A 23367-nucleotide genomic window follows, 5' to 3' on the forward strand; every position below is an offset into this window, starting at 1 on the left:
ACCGCTACACCGGAGACCAGCCGAGCTGAGCTCGGACAGCAACTCCGAGGGGCCCATGTCCGGATCGCATGGGCCCCGCCGCACGAAGGGCGGGACGGCACGCGAGGTCAGCCCGCAGCAGGTGTGTCTGGCCCGGGAGTTGGCCAAGTCCCCGGTAGTCGTCCCGATCCCGGGGTCGTCCCGGTCGGCCACCATTCGTGACTCGGCGGCAGCGGCCGACCTGACGCTCACCGATGCGGAGTTCGCCGAGCTCGACGCGGCCTGAAGGGGGTCCCGAGAATTCTGTGCAGAGGCCGAACGAGTAGCCCCTCGACGGACCGGACGCCGCTCAGGCCGCGCACCCGCTGTCCGTGATCACGAAATAGCCCGCCGGTGACTCCCGCAGTGTGTGGGTGACGAAGACGTTGTACAGGCCCATGTTCTCGTTCGAGCCGTTCGCGTACGTGTATCCGCCCGTGGTGTGCGCCCTCCCCGCCGTGACGTGCGCGTAGTTGGTCGCCGTGAAGCACTGGGCGGGTGTGCCGCCGGTCGTGGTCGCCGTCACCTGGGGCGAGGTCGTGCCGGGTGCGCCCGATCCGTCGACCGCTGTCACCGTGTACCGGTAGGCCGTACCGGCGGTGAGGCCCGTGTCGGTGTACGTCGTGGAGGTGGGGGAGGCGACCTTCGTACCGTTGCGGTGGACCGTGTACGAGGCCGCGCCCGGGACCGCGTTCCAGGACAGCGAGGCGCTGTTCGCCGTGACGGCGGTGACCCGCAGGCCGGACGGGGCGGGGAGTTGGCCGCCGCCGCCCGGTGTGCCCTGGTCCAGGCCCCAGAAGACGCCCGTGTAGTACGTCGAGCAGATGGTGTTCAGGAAGTACGCCGCCGTGCTCCCGCACTGGTCGGTGCCCGAGCCGGGGCTCACGGCGAGGCCGTGGCCCATGCCGGAGATGGAGTACGTCTCCACGGCGGGCTTCCCGGTGGCGTCGTTGTAGATGCTGCGGGTCGTGTTTCCGGGGAGGGTGTCCGTGGACGACGGGGTCTGGCCGATGCCCCAGACGTCCGTCCACTGGTCGCGCAGGGCCGTGGCGTTGGCGGGGTGCACGGTGTAGTCGGAGGTGCCCTGCCAGATCGCCACCCGGGGCCAGGGACCGGAGTATCCGGGATAGGAACCGCGTACCTTGTCGCCCCACTGCGCGGGCGTCAGCTTCTGCGGGCCCGTCTGGCAGCCGGACGCGGCCGACTGGCTCGTCGCGCATTGGGCGGGCAGGCCCGAGGCCACGGAGCCGCCCGCGAACACGTCCGGGTACGCGGCCAGCAGGTCGGCCGTCATCCCGCCGCCCGCCGACAGGCCGGTGACGTACACCCGGCGGGCGTCCGAGCCGTACTGCTGCTTCGCGTGCTCCACCATCTGCACGATCGAGGCGGCCTCGCCCTTGCCCCTGGTGTCCTCGGCCGGGTCGAACCAGCCGAAGCAGGACAGGGCGTTGTTGGCCGACGTGGTCTGCGGGAAGACCACGGCGAAGCCCCACAGATCGGCGTACTTCGGCCAGCCCGAATTGGCGTAGTAGGCGTCGGCGGTCTGCGTACAGCCGTGCAGGGCGATCACCAGCGGCGCGTTCGCGGGCAGACCCGCGGGGGCGTACTCGTACATCTGCAGATTGCCCGGGTTGGTGCCGAAACCGGTGACCTGCTCCAGGCCACCGGCGGCAGCGGCCGGCCGCGCCGCTGCCACGGTGCTCAGCGTCGCCGCGACGAGCGCGAGAGCGGCCGTGGACGCGACGCGCCGGAGCAGGCGTTGCAGGATCGATGGGCGCACGGGTGCCTCCCTGTACGGAACTGTTGGGGCAGTGCCGGGTGTGTGCGTTTGTGGTGAGTGCGCGGCGGACGCTATGAGGCCGGGCCTCCCGCGCCCATGGGCCTCGCGGACACTCCACCGTCCCGGCTGTGTGCCGCGCCGCTCTTGCGCTGGTTGACATGGAGTGCGCTCCAACACGCAGACAACCGAGCAGCGGGCGGCGCTCGACGCGGCCCACTGACGGCCCCGGACCCGGCGCCCCGATCGCCCAGGACGCGGCCCCCGGCGCCCCCCGGCGAGGGCCCGCACCATGTACGCCGCCACCATGCCGACGTACGACGGTGTGTGCACCGACCCCGTGTGACGTGGGCTCCGGCCTCCTTACGGTGACGACCATGGAGACTCCTCAGAGCCCGGATCACGGGCCCGCCCCGCACGCCGTCCCGGCCACCGTCCCGCCACCGACCGCCGGTCCCTCGCCGTCGCCCACGGACCGGCTCCTCGCCGGACGCACCGCCCTGGTCACGGGGGCGGCGAGCGGAATCGGGCGGGCCTGCGCACAGGCCCTGGCCGCCGCGGGAGCCCACGTCCACGTGGTGGACAAGGCCGCCGACGCCGCCGAGGACCTGGCCCGGGCGATCGGCGGGACGGCGTGGGTCCTCGATCTCTCCGTCCCCGACGCGGTCGACACGCTGCCCGCCGACGCGGACATCGTGGTCAACAACGCCGGGCTCCAGCACGTCGCCCCCGTGCACGCGTTTCCGCCGGACCGCTTCGCGCTGATCCAGCGGGTCATGGTGGAGGCCCCGTTCCGCATCTTGCGCCGGACCCTGCCGGGCATGTACGAACGCGGCTGGGGGCGCGTGGTCAACATCTCGTCCGTCCACGGTCTGCGGGCCAGCCCCTACAAATCGGCCTATGTGACGGCCAAGCACGCACTGGAGGGACTCAGCAAGGTGGTCGCGCTCGAAGCGGCGGAGCACGGGGTGACGAGCAACTGCGTCAACCCCGGGTACGTACGCACGCCCCTGGTCGAGAACCAGATCGCGGACCAGGCCCTTGCGCACGGCATTTCCGAGGAGGAGGTCGTGAGCCGGATCATGCTGGAACGCAGCGCGATCAAGCGCCTGATCGAACCCGACGAGGTCGCCGAGGCCGTGCTGTGGCTCTGCGGGCCGCGTACCGGGCACATCACCGGCACCTCCCTCTCCATGGACGGCGGCTGGACCGCCAACTGATCCCCCGCCCCCTACGAACGCCGGTCGCCCATGTCTGAACCGTCCGCCTCCGCCGCGCCCCATCTGCGGCGCCTCCTCGATCTGCTGGCCGACGACGCCCCCGCCGAGGCGCTGGGCGCCGTCTCCTCACAGGCGCGGGCCTCCGGCGTGCCCGCGGGCGATCTGGCGGAGGTGGAGCGGGCCACCGCCACCGCCCTGCGGATCAGGGGCGCCCTGCGCCAGCACCGGCGCCGCGAGCTCCAGCTCACCGCGCTCTTCGACACGGCGGGCGACCTGGCCGCATCCCGCGACCTGGACGACGTGCTGAATGCGATCGTCCGCCGCGCCAGGATGCTGCTCGGCACGGACACGGCGTATCTCACGCTCCCCGACGAGGAGGCGGGGGACACCTATATGCGGGTCACCGACGGGTCGGTGTCGGTGTCCTTTCAGCGCCTGCGGCTTGAGCTGGGCGAAGGGCTCGGCGGTCTGGTGGCGCAGACCGCGAGCCCGTACGCGACCCCCGACTACCGCACCGACGACCGCTTCCACCACACCCGCAACATCGACTCCGCGGTGCTGGACGACGGGCTCGTCGCCATCCTGGGCGTGCCCCTGCTCCTGGGCTCCAGCCGCGGCGGTACGGGAAAGGTCATCGGCGTCCTCTTCGCCGCCGACCGCGCGCCCCGCGTCTTCAGCCCCGACGAGGTCGCCCTGCTCTGCTCGCTCGCCGCACACGCCGCGATCGCCATCGACACCGCCCGCGCACTCGCCGACACCCGGTCCGCCCTGGACGAACTCGCCGAGACGAACGCCGAGCTGGCCGAGGCCAACGCGGCCGTACGGGCCCACTCGGCGGCCATGCAACGGGCCGAGGAGTCCCACGACCGGCTGACCGACCTGGTGCTGCGCGGCCGCGACGTCAAGGACGTCGCCGCGGCGGTCGCGGGGCTGCTGGACTCCCCGCTCACCATCCACGACCCCGGCGGGCGGCCCCTGGCGGCCGTCCGGCCCGACGGTGCGGACTTCGCCGCCGACAGCATGGACGCCGGGTGGCTGGCCGAGACCGCCGAGGAGTCCCGTACGGGAGCCCGCGCCGTGCACCGCGACGGGCGGGTGATCTGCGCCGTCCTCGCCGGGCAGGAACTCTTGGCCGGCCTGGTCCTGCACCGCCGGGCACCGCTCGACGACTCCGACCGGCGGCTGTTCGAGCGGGCCTCGGTGGTCACGGGTCTCCTGCTGCTGTTGCGGCGCACGGTCGCCGAGACCGAGAACCGGGTCCGCGGGGAGCTGATCAGCGACCTGCTCACCGACGCGGACCGCGACCCGGCCGGGCTCGCCGAACGCGGCCGGCGCCTCGGCGTCGACCTCGACCGCCCGCATCTGCTGCTGGTGGCCGAGAGCGGCATCCGGGAGCGGCTGGCCCCTGCCGCGATGCGCTATCTGTTCGGCGGTGACATCCACGGGGTGAGTGCCGAACACGCCGGGAACGTCGTGCTGTTGATCGATGCCGGTGACCCCGGTCCGGCCGCCGGTGAAGCGGCGCGCGCGGCGGCGGCACAGCTCGGGCAGCTGATCCAGGCCCCCGTCACCGTCGCCGCCACCGGACCGGCCCGCGGCGCCCGGGAGCTGGCCTCCGCGTACGGGGAGGCCGCCCGCTGCCTGCGCGCCATGCGGGTCCTGGGGCGTACGGGGGAAGGCGCGTGCGTCGAGGAACTCGGCTTTCTGGGCGTCGTGTTGGGCAACGCCCAGGACGTCGACGGCTTCGTCTCGGCGACGCTGGGGCCCTTGCTGGATTACGACGCGCAGCGCGGCACCCATCTCGTGCGGACGCTCGGCGCCTATTTCGGGTCCGGGGGCAGCCTCATCCGAGCCAAGGACGAACTCCACGTGCACGTCAACACGGTGGTGCAGCGGCTGGACCGGGTGCAGGTGCTGCTGGGGCGCGACTGGAACGAGCCCGGGCGGGCGCTGGAGCTGCAACTCGCGTTGCGGCTACATGCGTTGGCGGGCGGGCGGGAGGGGCGGTAGGGGCCGTCCGGCCGCTTGGGGTCGGGTTCCGCTGCCCGTGTCCTCAAGCGCCGGACGGCTGAAAAGATGTCCTCAAGCGCCGGACGGGCTGCGAAGGTGTTCTCAAGCGCCGGACGGCTGAAAAGGTGTCCTCAGTTGTCGGACGGGCCGGAGGCGCCGGACATCGTCAGCAAGTGGCCCACGATCTCGTTGCCGCCCGCTTCTCCCGTCAGCAGCGTGTAATGGTTGACGTCCCGTACCGGTACCGGTGTCACCCCGGTGCCCCCGAGCTCGGCCGCCGCCAGGCGGGTCTCGTCGTACAGGCCCTGCTCCTCGTTCATCAGGCCCCGCTGCGCCCACAGCAGCGTCGCCGGGACCGGTAGCTTCCGTACCGCCGTCAGCACCTCCTCGTCGAAGAGGTTGATGCCGTCGGCGCGTACGGCCTCGATCCGGCAGCTGGAGTGCATGGCGGGTTCGTCCCCGGTCAGATCGCGCTGGATGTACGCGTCCACCTCGGCCGACCAGACATCCGCGAACGCGGGGTGCGCCTGCCAGAAGGAGCGGTACGCGGCCCGGTCCGGGAAGGTCATCGACAGCCGGTCCATGGCCGGGCCGATCACGGCGGTCAGCAGCTCGTCCGGGGAGAGATGCGTGGGGGCGGGGAAGCCGATGCCGCCGTCGACCAGCAGCAGCGGCCCGAACCGTTCCGGGTGGCGTACGGCGGCCAGCGCCGTCACGAACGCGCCCATCGAATGGCCCGCCAGCACCACCCGGCCCAGGCCCAGGGCCTCCGTCAGCGCGGCGACGTCATCGGCGTGCTGGGCGATCCCGTACGGTCCCGGCAGGGCGGAACTCCCGGCCCTGCCGCGCAGATCCGGGGCGATCAGGGTGACGCGGCCGGCCAGCAGCCGGGCCACCGGACCCCAGGACAGCGCGTTGGCCGTGATGCCGTGCAGGGCAATGACGACCGGGGCGTCCGGCTCTCGGGCCGGCCACCTCAGTACCGCCAACTCGCCGCCGTTCACAGGGACCTGAATCTCTTCGTACGGAATCACGGCTGTCCGTTCTCCTTCCGGGCACGCTTCGGGGGTGTTTCGTCGGCGGCGCCGCGGCGCGGCACCAGCCGGGACGGCAGCCGGGCCAGGCCGCCGGGCAGCAGGTGTACCACGGCCACGAACAGCACGCCGAGCAGGAACAGCGGCTGGGACAGGGGCACCCGCAGCACCGCGGGCAGCTCGGCGACCGCGCCCGACCCGGCCAGATCGCCGAGCCGGTGATCGGCCCAGGTGTAGAGGATGCCGCCGACCATCGGGCCCCAGCGGGTGCCGGATCCGCCCAGTACCACCATCACCAGCAGGGAGAGGGTGAAGTCGGAGGTGGTCGTCTGCGGGGTCGAGCCGCCGGTGAGCAGCAGGTGGACGAGGCCGCCCAGCGCGGCCAGCGCACCCGCCAGGACGAACGCCGTCAGCTTGAAGCCGTACGGCTTCAACCCCAGCACCTCCACCCGGCGTTCGTTCTCCTTGATGCCCTCCCAGACCCGTCCGGTGGGGGAGCGGACCGCCCAGTGGACGACGGCGAGGGTGAGGACCAGATAGGCGAGCGCCACCCAGTAGAGGTTCGCGGTGTGCTCGATGCCCACGAGCCCCGACGGCAGCAGGTCGGCGGGGGCGGCCCGGCCCTCCTCGCCGCCGGTGAGACCGCCGGGGTTGCGGGAGACCAGGATCGAGCCCGCCTGGGCGAAGGCCAGCGTCACCATGGAGAAGCCGATCCCGGTGACCCGCAGGCTCACCGACCCCAGCACCAGAGCGAGCGCGATCCCGGCACAGAGGCCGAGCAGCACGGACACGGCGAAGGGGAGGCCCGCCTCCAGCAGGAACAGATTGGTGGCGTAGCTGCCCGCGGCGAAGTAGAGCGCATGCCCGAAGGAGAGCAGCCCGGTGCGGCCGAGCAGCAGGTCGTAACCGGTTGCCAGCGCCCCGAACAGCAGGCAGGTGGCGAGGAGTTGGAGACTTCCCGGGCTGCCGAGCGGGCCGTCCAGGAGGCCCGGCAGCGGCAGTGCGCTGTACGGCGCGACCGCGAGGATCAGCAGGGCTGCGGCGGGCCACCAGCGGCGCAGCAGCCGGGCGGTGTTCCCGGGGGACGGTGCGACCGTGGGTCCGTCGCCGGTGCGGTCGTGTGTCTCGGTGACGGTGCTCACGCGAGCCTCCCGGTCAGTCCGCGCGGCCGGACGAGCAGCAGCGCGGCGAGCAGGGCGACGACGGCCAGGTCGCCGAGGCCCGCTGCGGTGTAGTAGTTGGCGAACTGCTGGACCAGGCCGATGACGACCGACGCGGCGGCGGCGCCGGTCACCGAGCCCATGCCTCCGGTGACGACCACGACGAACGCGAAGATCAGCAGCGAGGTGCCCTGGCGGGGGTCGACCGAGCCGAAGTACAGGCCGCCGAGTGCCCCGCCGAGCGCGGCGGCGCAGCCGCCGATCGCGAAGACGAGCGTGAACGCCCTGCGCACGTCGATGCCGAGGGCGGTGACCATCGCCCGGTCCTCGACCCCGGCCCGTACCACCAGACCGTGCCGGGTACGGCCGAGGAAGAGCCGCAGTGCCACGAGTACGACGACCGCCGCCGCGACCAGTACCAGCCGGTTGACCGGCACCCGTGCGCCGAGCAGCCCGAAGGTGCCGGACAGGGCCTCGGGACCCGGGAAGGTCCGGGCGTCCGAGCCCCAGATCCCCGACAGCAGGGCCGGGACGGCGAGCCCCACCCCGACCGTGGCGAGGACCTGCTCGCGGGGCCGGGTGTAGAGCGGGCGGACGACGGCGAGCTCCAGCAGCACGGCGGCCGCGGTGCCCACCGCCGTGCCGAACAGCACCGCGAGGACGAAGCCCGCACCGCCCGGGCCGGCGCCGGGCAGATTCCCGGACGCCGCCCACCAGGTGCCGTACGCGCCGATGGAGAGCAGCGCCCCGTGCGCGAAGTTGAGCACGTCCATCAGTCCGAAGATCAGTGAGAGTCCCGAGGCGATCAGGAAGTAGAGCGCTCCCAGACCGAGTCCGGTCATGGTGAGCAGGACGACGGTGGACATCAGGAATCCGCCTCCACGGGGTGCGTAGTGAGCGGGCCGTGGCCCACGCCGAGCAGCCTGCGTGCCGCCTCCGCGTCGCCCAGCAGTCCGGCGGCCGGTCCTTGATGGGCCGTCAGGCCGTCGGCGAGCACCGCGCAGTGCTCGGCCAGGCGGCGTACGACGGCGAGGTTCTGCTCCACGAGCAGTACCGGCACCGCCTCGGCGGCCCGCTCCAGCACCTGGGCGACCTCGGTGACCACCTTGGGCGCCAGGCCCTTGGTGGGTTCGTCGGCGATGATCAGCCGGTTGCCGTTGAGAAGCGTGCGGCCGATGGCCACCATCTGCTGCTGCCCGCCGGACAGTGTCCCGGCCAACTGCCGCTCCCGGTGCTTGAGTTCGGGGAAAAGCTCATGGACGAGCGGATACGCGGGCTCGCCCGCGCCGCGCCGTTCCGCCAGGCGCAGATTCTCCGCGACGGTCAGTCCGGCGAAGATCCCCCGGTCCTCGGGGGCGTATCCGATGCCCAGCCGCACCACGGTGTGGGTGGGCATCGATACGGTCTCCTCGCCGTCCAGCCGCACGCTGCCGGTGCGCGGGACAAGGCCGAGGATGCCCCGTACGGTCGTGGTCTTCCCGGCGCCGTTGCGGCCGAGGAGCGCGGTCACCCCGTGCGGGGCGACGTCCAGGTCCACGCCGTGCAGGATGTGCCGGCCGCCGATCAGGACCCGCAGGTCCCGCACGGCGAGCAGAGGTTCTGTCGTCACAGCCCCTCCCCGAGGTAGGCCTGTTGCACGGTCGGGTCGGCCGTCACCGCGTCGGGGGTGTCCAGCGCCAGCAGCCGGCCGTGGTGCATCACGGCGAGCCGGTCGGCCAGGCCCAGCAGGACGTCCATGTGGTGCTCGACCATCAGGACGGTGCGCCCCTCGTCCCGGTGCAGGGTGCGGATCAGTTCGGTCAGCGCGGGCACCTCCTCCGCGCTCACCCCGGCCATCGGCTCGTCCAGCAGCATCAGCCGCGGCTCGCCCACCAGCAGCACCGCCAGCTCCAGCTTCCGCTTCTCGCCGTGCGACAGCTCGGACGCCGTCGCCCGGGCCCGGTGGCCGAGACCGGTGCGCTCCAGTACGCCGTCCACCTCGGCGGTGTACGGGGAGGCGCGCCGCCACAGCCGGTAGGAACCGCTCCCGGCCGCCTGCGCGGCGAGCCGGACGTGGTCGGCCACGGTCATCCCCGGCCAGAGACTGGACGTCTGGAACGTGCGGCCGATGCCGCGCCGCGCCCGTGCGTGCGCGGGGCGGTCCGTCATGTCCGTACCGTCGAGCGCGATCGTGCCCGACGTGGCCATGGTCAGCCCGCTGATCAGGTTGAACAGGGAAGTCTTGCCGGCTCCGTTGGGGCCGATGAAGGCGAGGAACTCGCCCTCGTGGACGCTCAGTGTGACGTCCTCGACGATCGTCGCTCCGCCGACACTCCAGCCGAGCCCCTCCAGTTGAAGCACCGGTGCGGTGGTCCGCGTCCTGTCCGGGCGCTCCGCGGTGGTGTCCGGTATGCCCGGTACGGCCATCGGTCAGCCCGCCGAGGGCTTGGCGGGCGGCGCCACCTCGTCCATCGGCTCGGTGCTCACCAGCTCCGGCACGGCACTTGGGCCCTTCCCCTTGAGCTTCGCGACGAACATCGGCTGCACCAGCGCGTGGTCCTCGGCACGGACCTGCTCCTTGCCCTTCACCCCGTCGAAGCTCCAGCCCTCCAGGGCCTTCACCATGGCGGCGGAATCGGTGGCGCCGCCCTCCTCGACGGCGCGCACGACCATCTGCGCCGCGGTGAAGCCGTCGGGGGTGAACAGGTCCGGAGTGCCGCCGGCCTCGGTGACGGAGTCGATCATGGACTTCTCCACGGCGTTGCCGCCGCCCGCGCCCGGGAAGTAGTGCGCCAGGAACGACACCTTGGAGCCGGCGTTCCCGAAGACCGGGTACGAGGCGGTTCCGGCGAGCCCCGTGACGACCTTGCTCGCCCCCAGCACGCCCTGCTGGTCCAGCGCCGTCCACAGCGCCGGTGCGGTGGAGCCGGCCCAGGCCACGAAGACGAGATCGGGCCCGCCCGCCTTGACCTGCCGGGCGAACGGGGTCAGGTCCGTGGCGCTGGGCGGAGCCAGTACGGAACCCACCTTCGCGCCCTTGGCGCCGAGGACGGCCTTCACCGCGGCGACGTTCGCCTGGCCGAAGGTGGAGTCCTGGGCCAGCACCGTGACCTTCTTGCCCTTGGCCTCGCCGAGCATCGCCCCGGCGGTGAGGATGTCCTGGTAGGACTGTCGGCCCGAGCGGAACGTGTAGTCGTTGATCCCGGTCACGGCGTCGGTGGCGGCCGGGCCGCTGATGTACAGCACCTTGTTCTGGGCGGCGAGCGGCGCCATCTGGAGGGCCACCCCGGAATCGGTGGTGCCGGCCAGCACCTTGTAGCCCTTGCCGATCAGGTTCTTGGCCGCGGCGACCGCCTTGCCCGGGTCGCCCGCGTCGTCCTGCTCGGTGACCTCGATACGGTGCCCGGCGACCTTGCCGGTGCCCTTCGTCGCGTAGTCCAGGCCCGCCATGAACCCGTCGCGGTACTGCTTCCCGTAGTCCGCGAGCAGCCCCGTACGGGAGTAGACCAGGCCCACCTTCACGCTCTGGTCCTTCGCGCCCTTCCCGGACGCGGAATCGTCCTCGCCGGCCTTTCCGGCGGCGGTGCACCCGGCCAGCAGGAGGCCGGCCGAGGCGAGCGTGACGACGGTGGCGAGGGATCTGTGGTGACGGACGGTGCCTGTGGCTCTGCGACGCATGATGACCGGCTCCTCGGCGTGTACCTGTGATGTCGACGAACCGTATGAACACCGTGCCGCCGTCGACATGGTGCAGGGCACCTCACCTGACGCCGGGCGCATGTGGGGGCCGCACATGGGCCGGGGCCGGGGATCGCGTCGTCCGGCCCCCGGGCCGCCCACGGCGCCGACGCGTCGGGGCCGTGGGCGGTGATGGCCCGTCACATGGCGGAGATCCCCTGCACGGTGGCCACGATCACGCCGAGGGCGGCGAACGCGATGCCGATGATGCCCATGACCATGCCGGCGGTGGCCATGCCGCGGCCGGCGCCCTCGCCCCGGTCGGCCATGCGCCGGGCCGAGATGCCGAGGCACAGCGCGATGATCGGCGGAATGATCGGGATCAGCAGCAGCCCGACGATGCCGAGCACCATCGAGGCCGTCGCCTTGCCGCTGGGCAGCGGGGTGCCGCCGGGGTACCCGTAGCCGGCCGGGGGCTGTACGCCGTAACCCGGTCCGCCCGGGACCTGTGTCCCCATCGCGCCGCCCGTACTGCCTGACTGGTCAGTCATGTCTTCCTCTCCATCGGTGCATGGTCATGACCATGTTAAGGAGAGGTTTGTGGCGCTTTCGAACAGGACGGTGAGAGATGTGTGATGAAAGGTCCTGGATCCGCCGCCGGGGCCGGACGGGTCCTACGCGTCCCGGGGTGCCGTCACGTCGATCAGCCGGCACACCGTCTCGATGTCTATCTTCACCTGGGCGATCGACGCCCGCCCCGACAGCCAGGTGATCAGCGCAGAGTGCCAGGTGTGCTCGATGACCCGGACCGCGGACAGCTGCTCCGGCGTCGGATGCTCCAGGCCCATCGCGTCCAGGATGATCGTCGTCGTGATCCGGGAGACGGTGTCCACCTCCGGGCTGACACTGCGGTCCGCGAAGGTCAGCGCCCGCACCATCGCGTCCGCCAGATGCGGTTCGCGCTGAAGCGCGCGGAACGTCCGCATCAGGGTTTCGGCGACCCGCTGTGCCGCGTCGTCCCCGGCCGGCGGGCGTTTGTGCAGCGTCGCGTGCAGGTGCTGGAGCTGGTCCTGCATGGTGGCGACCAGCAGATGGATCTTGGACGGGAAATAGCGGTACAGCGTGCCCAGGGCGACCTCGGCGGCCTCCGCGACCTCACGCATCTGCACCGCCTCGAACCCGCCCCGGCCGGCGAGCTGGGCGCTGGCGTGCAGGATGCGACGGCGACGGGCTTCCTGTCGTTCCGTCAGGGGCGGCGATGCCTGCTTGGCTTCCGCTGTCATGTGTCCCCATCCATGGCTTCTGTTCACAACCGGAGGGAGGCGCTCGGTCTCCCGGCGGCGCACAGCATGCCAGGGTGCCGGTCGTGGCGCGAATCACCCGGTCCGGCCGTTGCACCGACGCTACCTGCCGGTAGATTCGTAGCTCATTGAACGATCCAGTCTGAAACTTGTTCTAGATTAGCGTGAGCGGTTACGCTCCGGCGAACACGCAGTGAGAAGGGGGCCGAGTGTGACCGCTGAGGCCATAGAGACGGGCCCCCGCACGGGCAGCGACGCGTCGGGCAGCCCCGACGACCGTCCGTTGCGCATCGCACTCCTCACCTACAAGGGCAATCCTTTCTGCGGCGGCCAGGGCGTCTACGTACGCCACCTCGGCCGCGAGCTCGCCCGCCTCGGCCACAGCGTCGAGGTGATCGGCGCCCAGCCCTATCCGGTGCTCGACGAGGGCGTCCCGCTCACCGAGCTGCCGAGCCTGGACCTCTACCGCCAGCCCGACCCGTTCCGCACCCCGAAGCGTGCCGAGTACCGGGACTGGATCGACGCCGCCGAGGTCGCCACCATGTGGGCCGGCGGCTTCCCGGAACCGCTCACCTTCAGCCTCCGCGCCCGACGCCATCTCGCGGCCCGTCGCGGCGAGTTCGACGTCATCCACGACAACCAGACCCTCGGCTACGGCCTGTTGGCGGATCTCGGGGCCCCACTCGTCACCACGATCCACCACCCCATCACGGTCGACCGGCAGTTGGACCTGGACGCCGCCGCGACCCGCCGCCGACGCGCCTCCATACGCCGCTGGTACGCCTTCACCCGCATGCAGAAGCGCGTCGCGCGCCGGCTGCCCTCGGTGCTCACCGTCTCCGGCTCCTCCCAGCAGGAGATCGTCGACCATCTCGGGGTGCGCCAGGACCGTATCCACGTCGTGCACATCGGCGCGGACACCGACCTCTGGTCGCCCGACCCGTCGGTCGCCGAGATCCCCGGACGGATCGTCACCACCTCCAGCGCCGACGTTCCGCTCAAGGGCCTCGTCCACCTCGTCGAGGCGCTCGCCAAGCTCCGTACGGAGAACCCGCGGGCGCACCTCGTGGTCGTCGGCAAACGGGCCGAGGACGGACCGGTCGCGCAGGCCATCGAGCGGCACGGACTCCAGGACGCCGTCGAGTTCGTCAAGGGCATCAGCGACACCGAACTCGTCGACCTGGTGCGCGGCGCCCAGATCGCCTGCGTCCCCTCGCTGTACGAGGGCTTCTCGCTGCCGGCCGCCGAGGCCATGGCCACCGGCACGCCGGTCGTCGCCACCACCGGCGGCGCGATCCCCGAGGTCGCGGGCCCGGACGGCGAGACCTGCCTGGCCGTGCCGCCCGCCGACTCCGGGGCCCTGGCCGACGCGCTCGCCCGGCTGCTCGGCGACCCGGAACTGCGCGTCCGGCTCGGCGCGGCGGGCCGCGCCCGGGTGCTGTCCCGGTTCACCTGGAAGCAGGCCGCGATCGGTACCGCCGCCCTCTATCGCGAGGCGATCGCCGCCCGCGCGGCCACCACGCGCGCGGCCACCACGCGCTCCGGCGGCCGTCGTTGACACCGCCGTCCTCCCCCGTCGTCGTCTCCGCCAACTGATCCCCCTCGACCGCGAAAGCAGGCATTCGTGCTGACCGTGGACTTCACCCGCTTCCCGCTCGCCGCAGGTGACCGGGTGCTCGACCTGGGCTGCGGCGCCGGACGCCACGCCTTCGAGTGCTACCGGCGCGGCGCCCAGGTCGTGGCCCTCGACCGGAACGGCGAGGAGATCCGCGAGGTCGCGAAGTGGTTCGCCGCGATGAAGGAGGCCGGAGAGGCCCCCGAGGGCGCCACCGCCACCGCGATGGAGGGCGACGCGCTCAACCTGCCGTTCCCCGACGAGTCCTTCGACGTCGTGATCATCTCCGAGGTGATGGAGCACATTCCCGACGACAAGGGCGTGCTCGCCGAGATGGTCCGGGTCCTCAGGCCCGGCGGCCGGATCGCGATCACCGTGCCGCGCTACGGCCCCGAGAAGATCTGCTGGGCGCTCTCCGACGCCTACCACGAGGTCGAGGGCGGCCACATCCGCATCTACAAGGCCGACGAACTGCTCGGCAAGATCCGGGGCGCCGGCCTCAAGCCGTACGGCACCCACCACGCCCACGCCCTGCACGCGCCGTACTGGTGGCTCAAGTGCGCGTTCGGCGTCGACAACGACAAAGCGGTCCCGGTCCGCGCGTACCACAAGCTGCTCGTCTGGGACATCATGAAGAAGCCGATGGCCACCCGGGTCGCCGAGCAGCTGCTCAACCCCGTCGTCGGCAAGAGCTTCGTGGCGTACGCGACCAAGCCGCACCTGCCCGCGGCCGCCGCCGAGGACCTCTCCAGGGCCGAGGCGTGACCACTCCCGAGCAGACCGAACACCTCGTACTGCCCGGAGTCCTCACCGCCGAGCAGGCCACCGAGACCGTCGCCGCCCTCCTCGCCGCGCAGTGCGACGACGGTGCGCTGCCCTGGTTCCGCGGCCACCACCTCGACCCGTGGGACCACACCGAGGCCGCCATGGCCCTCGACGCCGCGGGCGAGCATGCCGCCGCGGAACGGGCGTACGAGTGGCTGGCCCGGCACCAGAACGAGGACGGCTCCTGGTACGCCGCCTACCACGACGGCGACCCGGAACGGCCGACCGACCGCGGGCTGGAGACCAACTTCTGCGCGTACGTGGCCGTCGGCGTCTGGCACCACTACCTCGCCACCGGCGACGACGCGTTCGTCGACCGGATGTGGCCGACCGTCTTCGCCGCCGTCGAATTCGTGCTGCGGCTCCAGCAGCCCGGCGGGCAGATCGGCTGGAAGCGCGAAGCCGACGGAACCCCCGTCGACGACGCGCTGCTGACCGGCTGCTCCTCCATCCACCAGGCGCTGCGCTGCGCACTCGCCCTCGCCGAACGACGCGAAGAGCCGCAGCCCGACTGGGAGTTGGCGACGGGCGCGCTGGCCCACGCGATCCGCAGTCACCCGGAACGCTTCCTCGACAAGAGCCGCTACTCCATGGACTGGTACTACCCGGTCCTCGGCGGCGCGCTCACCGGAGCGGCCGCCAAGGAGCGGATCGAGGAGGGCTGGGACCGCTTCGTGGTCCCCGGCCTCGGGGTGCGCTGCGTACTGCCCAACCCCTGGGTGACCGGCGGCGAGAGCTGCGAATTCGCCCTGACGCTCTGGGTGATGGGTGAGTCCGACCGGGCGCTGGAGATCCTCCAGTCCATCCAGCACCTGCGCGCCGAAGGCGGCATGTACTGGACGGGGTACGTCTTCGAGGGCAACCGGGCGTTCTGGCCGGAGGAGCTCACCACCTGGACCGCCGGCTCGCTGCTGCTCGCCGTGGCCGCGCTCGGCGGCGACGAGGCGACCACCGCCGTCTTCAGTGGCGAACACCTGCCGCACGGACTGGCACCGGACTGCTGCGGCTAGACCATGCCCCCGGGGTACCCGGACGGCGGCCCCGAGTGGCATACCGCTCGGGGCCGGGCGAGCCTTACCGAGAGTGCCGGTGTCCGTCACTCACCGTAGAGGTCGTCGTGATGTGTCCGGCCAGGGAGGCCCGCCGTGCCCAGTTCCGCCGTGACCGGTTCCGTACCGCTCCGCCGTCTGCTCGCCCCGCTGCTGCTGTCCTGCGCCGTACTGGTGAGCGCCACCGCGTGCGGCGGCGGTGAGAAGAACGGCGCGAGCAGCTCCGCGTCCCCGAGCGTCACGTCCTCGGCCCAGGCGCAGAAGTTCGCCAAGACCCGGTTCGTCGCCAACGCGGGGCTTGCGGCCGGTGCGACGTACCAGTGGATCGTGAAGCCGTACCGCGCGGGCACGTTCAGGAAGGGCGCGGACGGGCGGACGTTCGCCCTCGTCAAGGCCGGACTCGCGGGCGGCTTCGTCTACAGCCGGCTGAAGGCCGCGGCGGTCAACGCCAAGGGTGATCCGCTGCTGTCGAAGGCGGTCGCGCCGCTCACGGCGGGCATCGAATCGCTCAAGGGGCTCGGCAGCAAACTCCGCAAGGGAGAGGCGGGCGCAGGCGACATCGGCGCGTTCGAGAGCGTGATCAACAACATCAAGGACGCGGGTAGGAGCGCGGGCGCCGAGGTCAAGGACAAGGTGCCCACCACCTCGCAACTCGGCGGATGATCGATGGGGTCCCGGCTCTTGACCGAACCGGGGTGCGTGTCATGAGCGCACTCCGACACGACCGCCAGGACGGCTTCGCCCGGCGGCGCGCCCATGAGAAGGCGACCGTGGCGCTGCGGGGCCCGCTCACCGACGTCATGCTGGTCTTCGACCGGCGCCTCCCGGCGGACAGCGACCGGGTCGAGGTGCTGGGGGACGCGGAGCTGCTGGACCTCTGGCTGGAGCGCGCCGCGTTCGGCTGAGCCCCACCGGCTGCCGTGCGGGCGCCGGTCTCCCGTCCGCTGTGCGGGCGCGGCGGTGCTGAGCCAAGCTGGAATGGACAGCCCGTGTGTCCGGCGGCCCCCGTGGAGGTGCCGATGGAGCCAGTCCGCGCCCTGAAACGGATCGCCTTTCTGCTGGAACGCGGCGGGGCCGACACCTACCGCGTCCAGGCGTTCCGTACGGCCGCCGGCGCCGTCGCGGCGATGGCGGACGGCGAGACCGCACAGCGGGTGGCGGACGGCTCGCTGGAGTCGGTCGGGGGCATCGGGCCGAAGACCGCGCAGGTGATCCGCGAGGCGGTGGCCGGAGAAGTGCCCGGCTACCTGCAACGGCTGGAGGAGGAGACCGGCCCGCTCCCCGAGGGCGGCGAGCGCCTCCACGCCCTGCTGCGCGGCGACTGCCATCTCCACTCCGACTGGTCGGACGGCGGCAGCCCGATCGAGGAGATGGGCCGCACCGCGGTGGAACTGGGCCATGAGTGGGCGGTCCTCACCGACCACTCGCCCCGGCTGACCGTGGCGAACGGGCTCTCCCCGGAGCGGCTGCGCCACCAACTGGAGGTGATCGCCGAGCTCAACGCGGGCTGGGCGCCGTTCCGGCTGCTCACCGGCATCGAGTGCGACATCCTCCCCGACGGCTCCCTCGACCAGGAGGAGGAGCTGCTGGAGGAGCTGGACGTCGTGGTGGTCTCCGCACACTCCAAGCTGCGGATGGACCCCGCGCCGATGACCAGACGTCTGCTCGCGGCCGTACGCCATCCGCGGGCGAACATCCTCGGACACTGCACCGGGCGGCTGATCACCGGCCGGGGCCGCCCGGAATCACGCTTCGACGCGGACGAGGTCTTCGCCGCGTGCGCGGAGGCGGGCACGGCGGTCGAGATCAACAGCCGGCCCGAACGGCTCGACCCGCCCCGCCGGCTCCTGCGCCGCGCCGTCGACGCGGGCACCCTGTTCGCCATCGACACCGACGCCCACGCGCCGGGACAGCTCGACTGGCAGATCCACGGCTGCGCCCGCGCCGAGGAGTGCCACGTACCGGCGGAACGCGTCGTCACCACATGGCCGGCCGGCGAACTGCTGGCCTGGTCGAGCGGGGGCACGACCCCGGAGCGGGCCCGCTCCGGGGCGGACGGGGCGGTCGGCGCAGCCCCGGGACAGGAGCGGTGAAGCCATGACGGCCACAAGCGTGCGAGGCATCGACCACATCGGGGTCACCGTCCCTGATCTGGAGACCGCGACCCTCTTCCTCGTCCGGGCGTTCGGCGCCGAGGTGCTGTACGACGCCCTGCGCCGCCACGACGGGCCGCTCGGCGGACGGGACGTCGAGCGGCGGCTCGGCGTCCCCGCGGGCACCCAGCAGCTGGCGATCCGGATGCTGGCCCTCCCCGGCGACGGCCCGGGCATCGAGCTGTTCGAGTTCGAGGGCCCCAGCCGGGAACCCCCGGTGCTGCCCTGCGACTTCGGCTGGCAGCACGTGGCGCTCTACGCCGACGACCTGGACACGGCCGTACGGAACTGCGTCGAAGCGGGCGCCTCGCTGCTCGCCGAGGCACAGCCGCTGCCGGGCCCCGAGGCGGGGGAGCGCAACCGGTTCGCGTATCTGCGCACCCCGTGGGGCAGCACCCTGGAACTCCTGACCTACCCCGACCCCCAGCCCTGGGAGCGCACCGCCACACGACGACGCGTACGCCCCACCCCGGTCGCCACCCGGACCTGGCCGACGGACCCGGCCAGACCGGGTGCTAGCTGAGCTCCGCCAGGACCCGCAGGGTGTGCGGGTCCGGCGCCGTCACCAGCAGATCGGTCACCGGCCCCTTGCGCCACAACTCCAGCCGCTCCGCGATGCGTTGACGCGGACCGACGAGCGAGATCTCATCGGCGAACGCATCCGGCACGGCCAGCACCGCCTCCTCCTTGCGCCCTTCGAGGAAGAGCCGCTGGATCCGCCGCGCCTCCTCCTCGAAACCCATCCGCGCCATCAGATCGGCATGGAAGTTACGGGCCGCGTGCCCCATACCCCCGATGTAGAAGCCGAGCATCGCCTTCACCGGCAGCAGCCCCTCGGCCACATCGTCACAGACCCGCGCCCGCACCATCGGCGCGATCATGAATCCGTCGGGCAGGTCCGTGAGCGACGCCTCGTACACCTCGGTGCGCAGCGGCGACCAGTACAACGGCAGCCAGCCGTCGGCGATCCGCGTCGTCTGCGCGATGTTCTTCGGCCCCTCCGCCCCGAGCAGCACGGGCAGCCGGGCCCGCAGCGGATGGGTGATCGGCTTCAGCGGCTTGCCCAGACCGGTGCCGTCCGGACCGTTGTACGGATGCGAGTGGAAGCGCCCGTCCAGCTCCACGGGGGCCTCGCGGCCGAGCACCTGGCGGATGACGTCGACGTACTCGCGGGTCGCGGTCAGCGGGCTCCCCGGGAACGGCCGCCCGTACCAGCCCTCCACCACCTGTGGCCCGGACAGCCCCAGGCCGAGCATCATCCGGCCGCCGGAGAGATGGTCGAGGGTGAGGGCGTGCATGGCGGTCGCGGTCGGGGTACGCGCCGCCATCTGCGCGATGCCGGTGCCCAGCCGGATACGGGAGGTGTGCGCGGCGATCCAGGTCAGCGGGGTGAACGCGTCGGAGCCCCAGGCCTCCGCCGTCCACACCGACGCGTACCCCAGCGCCTCCGCCTCCTGGGCGAGCTCCAGATGGGCGGGGTCCGGGCCGCGGCCCCAGTAGCCGAGCGCGAGTCCGAGCCGCATTCCGCTGCCTCCCAGCACTTCTGACGCTACGTCAGTCATCTGATGCACGGACGGAGAGTACGACAGCGGCCCCCCGCCCGGAAGGGGCGAGAGGCCGCTGTTCGTACCGCCGGCGCGTGGACTCAGCCGCGCTGGATGCCCGTGGTGTCCTGGAGCACACCGCGACGGCCGTCCTGCGTCTGGGCGATGAGCGCCGAACCGCGCTGCTCCACCGCGAGGTACCAGGTGCCGGGCGCCAGTTCGGCGATCGGCGACGGCGAACCGTCCTCCCCGTACAGCGGGCGGGCCACCGGCACCGCGAACCAGAACGGCGTGAAGTCACCGGCCGGCGCACCGGCCGCCGGAGTCGCCTGGGCGTTCTGCGGCTCCGGCTGACCGGGCTGCGGCTGCGCACCGTACGGCTGCTGCTGACCCGGCTGCGCACCGTACGGCTGCTGCTGGGCGCCGGGGTAGCCATACCCCTGGCCCGGCTGCGGCTGACCGCCGTACGGCGGCTGCACGGCCTGCGGACGCGGGGCGCCCATCAGCGGCGCCTTGAGCGCGGGGACCAGCGGGGTGGCGACCGCGCCGCCCGCGAGCACGATGGCCGCGAGCAGGCCGAGGATCATGCCGGCGCCCGCGTCACTGGCGTCGATCGTCGTCCAGAACGCCGTCCACAGCGCGAAGACACAGAACGCGGCCCCGAACTGACCGAGATCGAGGCCGACGACCTTGCGGCTCGGCATGGAACGGCCCACAACGACCAGCGCCCCACCGATGATTCCGGCCAGGAAGACGCTCATGAGGACCCCGAGTGCGTCCCAGGCGTTCGGAGCGTTGTAGCTGGAGCAGTTGAGGCGCGCAGGGCAGTCGAAGCCGGAGAGGTCGAGGAAAGAGGCGACGAACAGCACCACCGCTGCTCCGATCACCACGCCGTCGCCTCGAGTGAGGGAGCGGATATTCACGTGAAGGTCCTTAGTCGGTCGTCTCGTCGGGGCGGTCTTCGCTGCCGCCTGTACGGGTACGGCGGGCACGGCACGAAGCGCGGGAGCGGCTCCCCATCGTACGGATGAATCTATCGTCTGACCGGGCGGGTCGTGCCCCTGCCCGAACGCTGGACGCACTTCCCCCCAATTTCGCCTCAGAACTACCGCGTTCTACCCCTTCAGGTAGCTACTGATGCCATCGGCAATGCCCTGCGCCGCCTTCTGGCGCCAGCCCTCGTTGGTGAGCAGGGCGGCATCCTTCGGATCACGCATATTGCCGCATTCGATGAACACTTTGGGCACGGTCGACAAATTCAGTCCGCCCAGATCCTTGCGGATGTCCAACCCGCTATTGGCGCCGACGTAATTGGAAGGCGCACTTCCGGTATCGCGGACGAAGAGACCGGCGATCCGGGTGCCGAGATCGCGCGACGGTTCGACGATCTTCGAAGTGTCCGCCTTCCCGCCCCGTACCAGCCCGGGAAGGATCACATGGAAGCCGCGGTTGCCGACCGCGGAACCGTCCGCGTGCACCGAGACCACCGCGTCGGCCTCGGCCTCGTTGCCGATCCGGGCACGCTCGTCGACACAGGGCCCGTACGGGCGGTCGTTGTCCTGCGTCAGCACGACGTTCGCGCCCTGCGCCCGCAGGAGCGTGCGCAGCCGGTGCGACACGTCGAGGGTGAACCGGGCTTCCGCGTAACCGGAGTTGGTCGACGTCCCGGTGGTGTCGCACTCCTTGTACGTGGTGCCGATGTCCACCTGGCGGTTGATCTCGCGGGTGTGCAGATGATTGTTCGGGTTGTGCCCGGGGTCGATGACGACGGTCTTCCCGGACAGCGGCCCGGTGGCCCGGCCGCCCGTGGACTTCGAGGGCTTCGCGGACGGGCCGGGGGAGGCGGACGTCCTCCCCGGCGCCGGAGCGCTCTTCGACGGCGAGGCCGACGGCGGCGCGGCGGAGGTACCACTGCCGCCCTGCCGGGGCCGGGCCTGCGCCCCGCCGCCGGCATCGCCCGCGCCGCAGCCCACGGCGGTCAGGCACACGGCTGCGAGCGCGGCGGCGAGCAGGGGCCGGCGGCGCTGGGTGGGGGGAACGCTCTCGTCGTACGGCACCCCGCGATGCTATCGGGGCGCCTTCGGCCGACCGGCCCGGACGCCCGCACCCGTGCCCGTGCCCCGTACCCGACCCGGCTCAGATCCCCGTTCCGGTACGCCGCAGCACCCGCAGCGAGTCCGTCACCGAGACCTCGGCGAACGCGCCGGAGGCCAGCGCCCGCAGATAGACCCGGTACGGGGCCTGGCCCCCGTGCGCGGGGTCCGGGAACACATCGTGGATCACCAGCAGCCCGCCCTCCGCGACATGCGGCGCCCAGCCCTCGTAATCACCGCTCGCATGCTCGTCGGTGTGACCGCCGTCGATGAAGACGAGACCGAGCTTCCCGCCCCACACGGCCGCGACCTGCACAGACCGTCCGACCAGTGCCACGACATGGTCTTCGAGACCTGCCGCGTGCAGGGTCCTGCGGAACGTCGGCAGCGTGTCCATCCGGCCGACCTCCGGATCCACCACGGTCGGGTCGTGGTACTCCCAGCCGGGCTGCTGCTCCTCGCTGCCACGATGATGGTCGACGGTGAGAGCCGTCACACCGGCCGCCCGCGCGGCGTCGGCGAGCAGGATGGTGGAGCGCCCGCAGTACGTCCCGACCTCAAGGACCGGCAGCCCCAGCGCGGCGGCCTCGACGGCGGCCCGGTACAGCGCGAGCCCCTCGACCACCGGCATGAAGCCCTTGGCGGCCCGGAAGGCGGCGAGAATCTCGGGCTCGGGCTCGACGACGGACTCGGCGGGCACGGGTTCCTCCTGGTGGGGACGGTTCTACGGGGCACGCGTTCGACGGCGCCCCATCGTGCCGTACGCCCCCGCCGACGGTATCGGCGGGGCGTCCTGGACGACGTGGAGGCGGCCGGTGGCTTCGGGGCGTGGGTGTGCTGGAGGAGCGGGAGACGGTCGCCCGGGTGCGGGCGGAGGAGCAAGGGAACCTGATCCGGGTTGCTGACGTCTACTGGGCGCGAAGGTGGTCGACCTGCCTGGGCAGGTTGCTCTTCGCCGCATCTACCGAGGGGGTAACGGATGAGTCCGACCGGACGAACCGCGGGCGCGCTGTTGGCGGCGGCCATGGTGATGTCAGCAGCCGCGTGCACGGCCGAAAGCGGTAGCGGTGGGGAGGAAACGGCTTCCTGCGTCAACCGGGTCACCTATCAGGACCGATCGTATCTGGACGTGGCGAACATGGACTTCACGGTCGGGAAGAAGCTCGGCGTTGCCACCAAACCACCCTGTGACGACACCGGCGGCCAGGACACGAACGCGGAGCCGGCCACGACGGAGACCGCCTACGAGGTGGACGGCATCTCTCCCGAGGCGGCCATCGCCATCGGGGACACACCCGAGGAAGCCACGTTCTTCGCCGCTTACGACTTCACCCACGATTGAGTTCAGGGTGTGCTGGAGCCCGTCGCGGGCTTTGGGACCGCACCGTCCGTCCGGACACGCTTCCGTCGGAAGCCGCTTCTCCCCATCGTGACGTCCTGCGCAGTGAGGTGGTGCTCACCGCCCTGGGACCCGCGTGCGCCGGCGCCTACTCGTTCTGGCGGCCGACTACCCAGTGGAGCAGGAACTGCACTTGGACGGCTGCGGCCTGACGGTCGTTCCCAGCTTCTTCGGGATTCACCGCTTGATAACGCCGGCCGGCCCCGAATTACCGCCCGTCTTGGTCTCCCCGGTCGCCCGCGGGCCGCTGTGGGCCCCGCAGAGCACGACCGGCGCCCCTGGTGGCCGCCGAGCGAGTGGGCTCCGCCGTGCTGCACACCCGCACTTCCCTGGGAACGGCCCTCATGCACGAGGGCTGAGCATCAACCAACCGGCGTTGCATGGGGTTTGCGCCGGGACGCAAAGGCTTCATCTCGGATAGGGGCTCGTCGTAGCGTCGGTGACCAAGCGGTTCCACCGGGGCGACGCGACGTCTCACAGGAACCATCGACACGCGAAAACAGGGGGAAGCA

24 protein-coding genes are annotated in these 23367 nt (G+C 71.9%); 11 read left to right on the forward strand and 13 right to left on the reverse strand.

Features of this window, described 5'->3' with window-relative positions; genetic code table 11:
- A partial coding sequence (locus tag ACFVV1_RS15865) for an aldo/keto reductase (protein WP_389989784.1) occupies positions 1-265 on the forward strand: 265 nt, incomplete at its 5' end.
- A 63-nt stretch (positions 266-328) separates the two neighbouring features.
- Here the strand turns inward: ACFVV1_RS15865 and ACFVV1_RS15870 are convergent.
- Entirely contained in the window at positions 329-1798 is a 1470-nt protein-coding gene (locus tag ACFVV1_RS15870; protein WP_389989785.1) for a PHB depolymerase family esterase, read from the reverse strand.
- Positions 1799-2172: 374 nt separating this feature from the next.
- Between ACFVV1_RS15870 and ACFVV1_RS15875 the strand changes: the two genes are divergently transcribed.
- Together ACFVV1_RS15875 and ACFVV1_RS15880 are read left to right on the forward strand one after the other, a co-directional pair.
- The gene (locus ACFVV1_RS15875; protein WP_389989786.1) at positions 2173-3015 is read left to right on the forward strand and encodes a 3-hydroxybutyrate dehydrogenase; all 843 of its coding nucleotides are present in this window, start codon (positions 2173-2175) and stop codon (positions 3013-3015) included.
- A gap of 30 nt (positions 3016-3045) precedes the next feature.
- A complete protein-coding gene (locus tag ACFVV1_RS15880; protein WP_389989787.1) occupies positions 3046-5025 on the forward strand; it encodes a helix-turn-helix domain-containing protein in 1980 nt (659 codons plus the stop codon).
- Positions 5026-5156: 131 nt separating this feature from the next.
- Here ACFVV1_RS15880 and ACFVV1_RS15885 read toward each other — a convergent pair whose 3' ends face one another.
- From ACFVV1_RS15885 to ACFVV1_RS15920, 8 genes are all read right to left on the reverse strand, one after another.
- Positions 5157-6059: an alpha/beta hydrolase gene (locus ACFVV1_RS15885; protein ID WP_389989788.1), complete on the reverse strand. Its 903-nt coding sequence runs from the start codon at positions 6057-6059 to the stop codon at positions 5157-5159.
- Positions 6056-7201, reverse strand: a complete 1146-nt coding sequence (locus ACFVV1_RS15890) for a branched-chain amino acid ABC transporter permease (RefSeq protein ID WP_389989789.1) — start codon at positions 7199-7201, stop codon at positions 6056-6058. Before ACFVV1_RS15890 ends, ACFVV1_RS15885 begins: the two co-directional genes overlap by 4 nt.
- Positions 7198-8085, reverse strand: a complete 888-nt coding sequence (locus tag ACFVV1_RS15895; protein ID WP_389989790.1) for a branched-chain amino acid ABC transporter permease — start codon at positions 8083-8085, stop codon at positions 7198-7200. The genes ACFVV1_RS15890 and ACFVV1_RS15895 overlap by 4 nt, the downstream gene beginning before the upstream one ends.
- Positions 8085-8828, reverse strand: a complete 744-nt coding sequence (locus tag ACFVV1_RS15900; RefSeq protein WP_389989791.1) for an ABC transporter ATP-binding protein — start codon at positions 8826-8828, stop codon at positions 8085-8087. Before ACFVV1_RS15900 ends, ACFVV1_RS15895 begins: the two co-directional genes overlap by 1 nt.
- Positions 8825-9625 carry an ABC transporter ATP-binding protein gene (locus tag ACFVV1_RS15905; protein WP_389989792.1) on the reverse strand — a complete coding sequence of 267 codons (801 nt, stop codon included), beginning with the start codon at positions 9623-9625 and terminating at the stop codon, positions 8825-8827. Before ACFVV1_RS15905 ends, ACFVV1_RS15900 begins: the two co-directional genes overlap by 4 nt.
- A 3-nt stretch (positions 9626-9628) precedes the next feature.
- Complete coding sequence (locus tag ACFVV1_RS15910; protein ID WP_389989793.1) at positions 9629-10876, reverse strand: substrate-binding domain-containing protein; 1248 nt, start codon at positions 10874-10876, stop codon at positions 9629-9631.
- 200 nt (positions 10877-11076) lie between these two features.
- The gene (locus tag ACFVV1_RS15915) at positions 11077-11427 is read right to left on the reverse strand and encodes a DUF4190 domain-containing protein (RefSeq protein ID WP_389989794.1); all 351 of its coding nucleotides are present in this window, start codon (positions 11425-11427) and stop codon (positions 11077-11079) included.
- A 123-nt stretch (positions 11428-11550) separates the two neighbouring features.
- Positions 11551-12159 carry a TetR family transcriptional regulator gene (locus tag ACFVV1_RS15920; RefSeq protein WP_389989795.1) on the reverse strand — a complete coding sequence of 203 codons (609 nt, stop codon included), beginning with the start codon at positions 12157-12159 and terminating at the stop codon, positions 11551-11553.
- Between the two features lie 229 nt (positions 12160-12388).
- Between ACFVV1_RS15920 and ACFVV1_RS15925 the strand changes: the two genes are divergently transcribed.
- The 7 genes from ACFVV1_RS15925 (at position 12389) to ACFVV1_RS15955 (ending at position 18342) form a co-directional block, all read left to right on the forward strand.
- A complete protein-coding gene (locus ACFVV1_RS15925; protein WP_389989796.1) occupies positions 12389-13735 on the forward strand; it encodes a glycosyltransferase family 4 protein in 1347 nt (448 codons plus the stop codon).
- Between the two features lie 66 nt (positions 13736-13801).
- Positions 13802-14557, forward strand: a complete 756-nt coding sequence (locus tag ACFVV1_RS15930; protein ID WP_389989797.1) for a class I SAM-dependent methyltransferase — start codon at positions 13802-13804, stop codon at positions 14555-14557.
- A complete protein-coding gene (locus ACFVV1_RS15935) occupies positions 14554-15627 on the forward strand; it encodes a prenyltransferase (protein ID WP_389989798.1) in 1074 nt (357 codons plus the stop codon). Before ACFVV1_RS15930 ends, ACFVV1_RS15935 begins: the two co-directional genes overlap by 4 nt.
- 150 nt (positions 15628-15777) lie before the next feature.
- Positions 15778-16329 (forward strand): hypothetical protein, encoded by a 552-nt coding sequence (locus tag ACFVV1_RS15940; RefSeq protein WP_389989917.1) that lies wholly within the window; start codon positions 15778-15780, stop codon positions 16327-16329.
- 41 nt (positions 16330-16370) lie between these two features.
- The gene (locus tag ACFVV1_RS15945; RefSeq protein ID WP_389989926.1) at positions 16371-16571 is read left to right on the forward strand and encodes a hypothetical protein; all 201 of its coding nucleotides are present in this window, start codon (positions 16371-16373) and stop codon (positions 16569-16571) included.
- 114 nt (positions 16572-16685) lie between these two features.
- Complete coding sequence (locus ACFVV1_RS15950) at positions 16686-17759, forward strand: PHP domain-containing protein (RefSeq protein WP_389989799.1); 1074 nt, start codon at positions 16686-16688, stop codon at positions 17757-17759.
- A gap of 4 nt (positions 17760-17763) precedes the next feature.
- Complete coding sequence (locus ACFVV1_RS15955) at positions 17764-18342, forward strand: VOC family protein (protein ID WP_389989800.1); 579 nt, start codon at positions 17764-17766, stop codon at positions 18340-18342.
- Here the strand turns inward: ACFVV1_RS15955 and ACFVV1_RS15960 are convergent.
- The 4 genes from ACFVV1_RS15960 to ACFVV1_RS15975 form a co-directional block, all read right to left on the reverse strand.
- A complete protein-coding gene (locus ACFVV1_RS15960) occupies positions 18335-19342 on the reverse strand; it encodes an LLM class F420-dependent oxidoreductase (RefSeq protein ID WP_389989918.1) in 1008 nt (335 codons plus the stop codon). The two genes, ACFVV1_RS15955 and ACFVV1_RS15960, sit on opposite strands and share 8 nt — an antisense overlap.
- A 122-nt stretch (positions 19343-19464) precedes the next feature.
- Entirely contained in the window at positions 19465-20286 is an 822-nt protein-coding gene (locus tag ACFVV1_RS15965; RefSeq protein WP_389989801.1) for a hypothetical protein, read from the reverse strand.
- Positions 20287-20478: 192 nt separating this feature from the next.
- Complete coding sequence (locus ACFVV1_RS15970; RefSeq protein ID WP_389989802.1) at positions 20479-21420, reverse strand: N-acetylmuramoyl-L-alanine amidase; 942 nt, start codon at positions 21418-21420, stop codon at positions 20479-20481.
- A gap of 79 nt (positions 21421-21499) precedes the next feature.
- Positions 21500-22156 (reverse strand): class I SAM-dependent methyltransferase, encoded by a 657-nt coding sequence (locus tag ACFVV1_RS15975; RefSeq protein WP_389989803.1) that lies wholly within the window; start codon positions 22154-22156, stop codon positions 21500-21502.
- 279 nt (positions 22157-22435) lie between these two features.
- Here ACFVV1_RS15975 and ACFVV1_RS15980 point away from each other — a divergent pair, with 279 nt between their 5' ends.
- On the forward strand, positions 22436-22798 hold the full coding sequence (locus ACFVV1_RS15980; RefSeq protein ID WP_389989804.1) for a DUF6281 family protein: 363 nt from the start codon (positions 22436-22438) through the stop codon (positions 22796-22798).
- Positions 22799-23367 lie beyond the last annotated feature (569 nt).

Origin of the sequence: Streptomyces sp. NPDC058092 (assembly GCF_042884935.1) — a bacterium.
Classification (GTDB): domain Bacteria; phylum Actinomycetota; class Actinomycetes; order Streptomycetales; family Streptomycetaceae; genus Streptomyces.

Bases quoted from the DNA above. Each gene is read 5' to 3' on its own strand.
- ACFVV1_RS15905 (WP_389989792.1), bottom strand. From the start codon at position 9,625: ATGGCCGTACCGGGCATACCGGACACCACCGCGGAGCGCCCGGACAGG.
- ACFVV1_RS15955 (WP_389989800.1), top strand. From the start codon at position 17,764: ATGACGGCCACAAGCGTGCGAGGCATCGACCACATCGGGGTCACCGTC.
- ACFVV1_RS15880 (WP_389989787.1), top strand. From the start codon at position 3,046: ATGTCTGAACCGTCCGCCTCCGCCGCGCCCCATCTGCGGCGCCTCCTC.
- ACFVV1_RS15950 (WP_389989799.1), top strand. From the start codon at position 16,686: ATGGAGCCAGTCCGCGCCCTGAAACGGATCGCCTTTCTGCTGGAACGC.
- ACFVV1_RS15910 (WP_389989793.1), bottom strand. From the start codon at position 10,876: ATGCGTCGCAGAGCCACAGGCACCGTCCGTCACCACAGATCCCTCGCC.
- ACFVV1_RS15875 (WP_389989786.1), top strand. From the start codon at position 2,173: ATGGAGACTCCTCAGAGCCCGGATCACGGGCCCGCCCCGCACGCCGTC.
- ACFVV1_RS15945 (WP_389989926.1), top strand. From the start codon at position 16,371: ATGAGCGCACTCCGACACGACCGCCAGGACGGCTTCGCCCGGCGGCGC.
- ACFVV1_RS15980 (WP_389989804.1), top strand. From the start codon at position 22,436: ATGAGTCCGACCGGACGAACCGCGGGCGCGCTGTTGGCGGCGGCCATG.
- ACFVV1_RS15915 (WP_389989794.1), bottom strand. From the start codon at position 11,427: ATGACTGACCAGTCAGGCAGTACGGGCGGCGCGATGGGGACACAGGTC.
- ACFVV1_RS15895 (WP_389989790.1), bottom strand. From the start codon at position 8,085: ATGTCCACCGTCGTCCTGCTCACCATGACCGGACTCGGTCTGGGAGCG.
- ACFVV1_RS15960 (WP_389989918.1), bottom strand. From the start codon at position 19,342: ATGCGGCTCGGACTCGCGCTCGGCTACTGGGGCCGCGGCCCGGACCCC.
- ACFVV1_RS15920 (WP_389989795.1), bottom strand. From the start codon at position 12,159: ATGACAGCGGAAGCCAAGCAGGCATCGCCGCCCCTGACGGAACGACAG.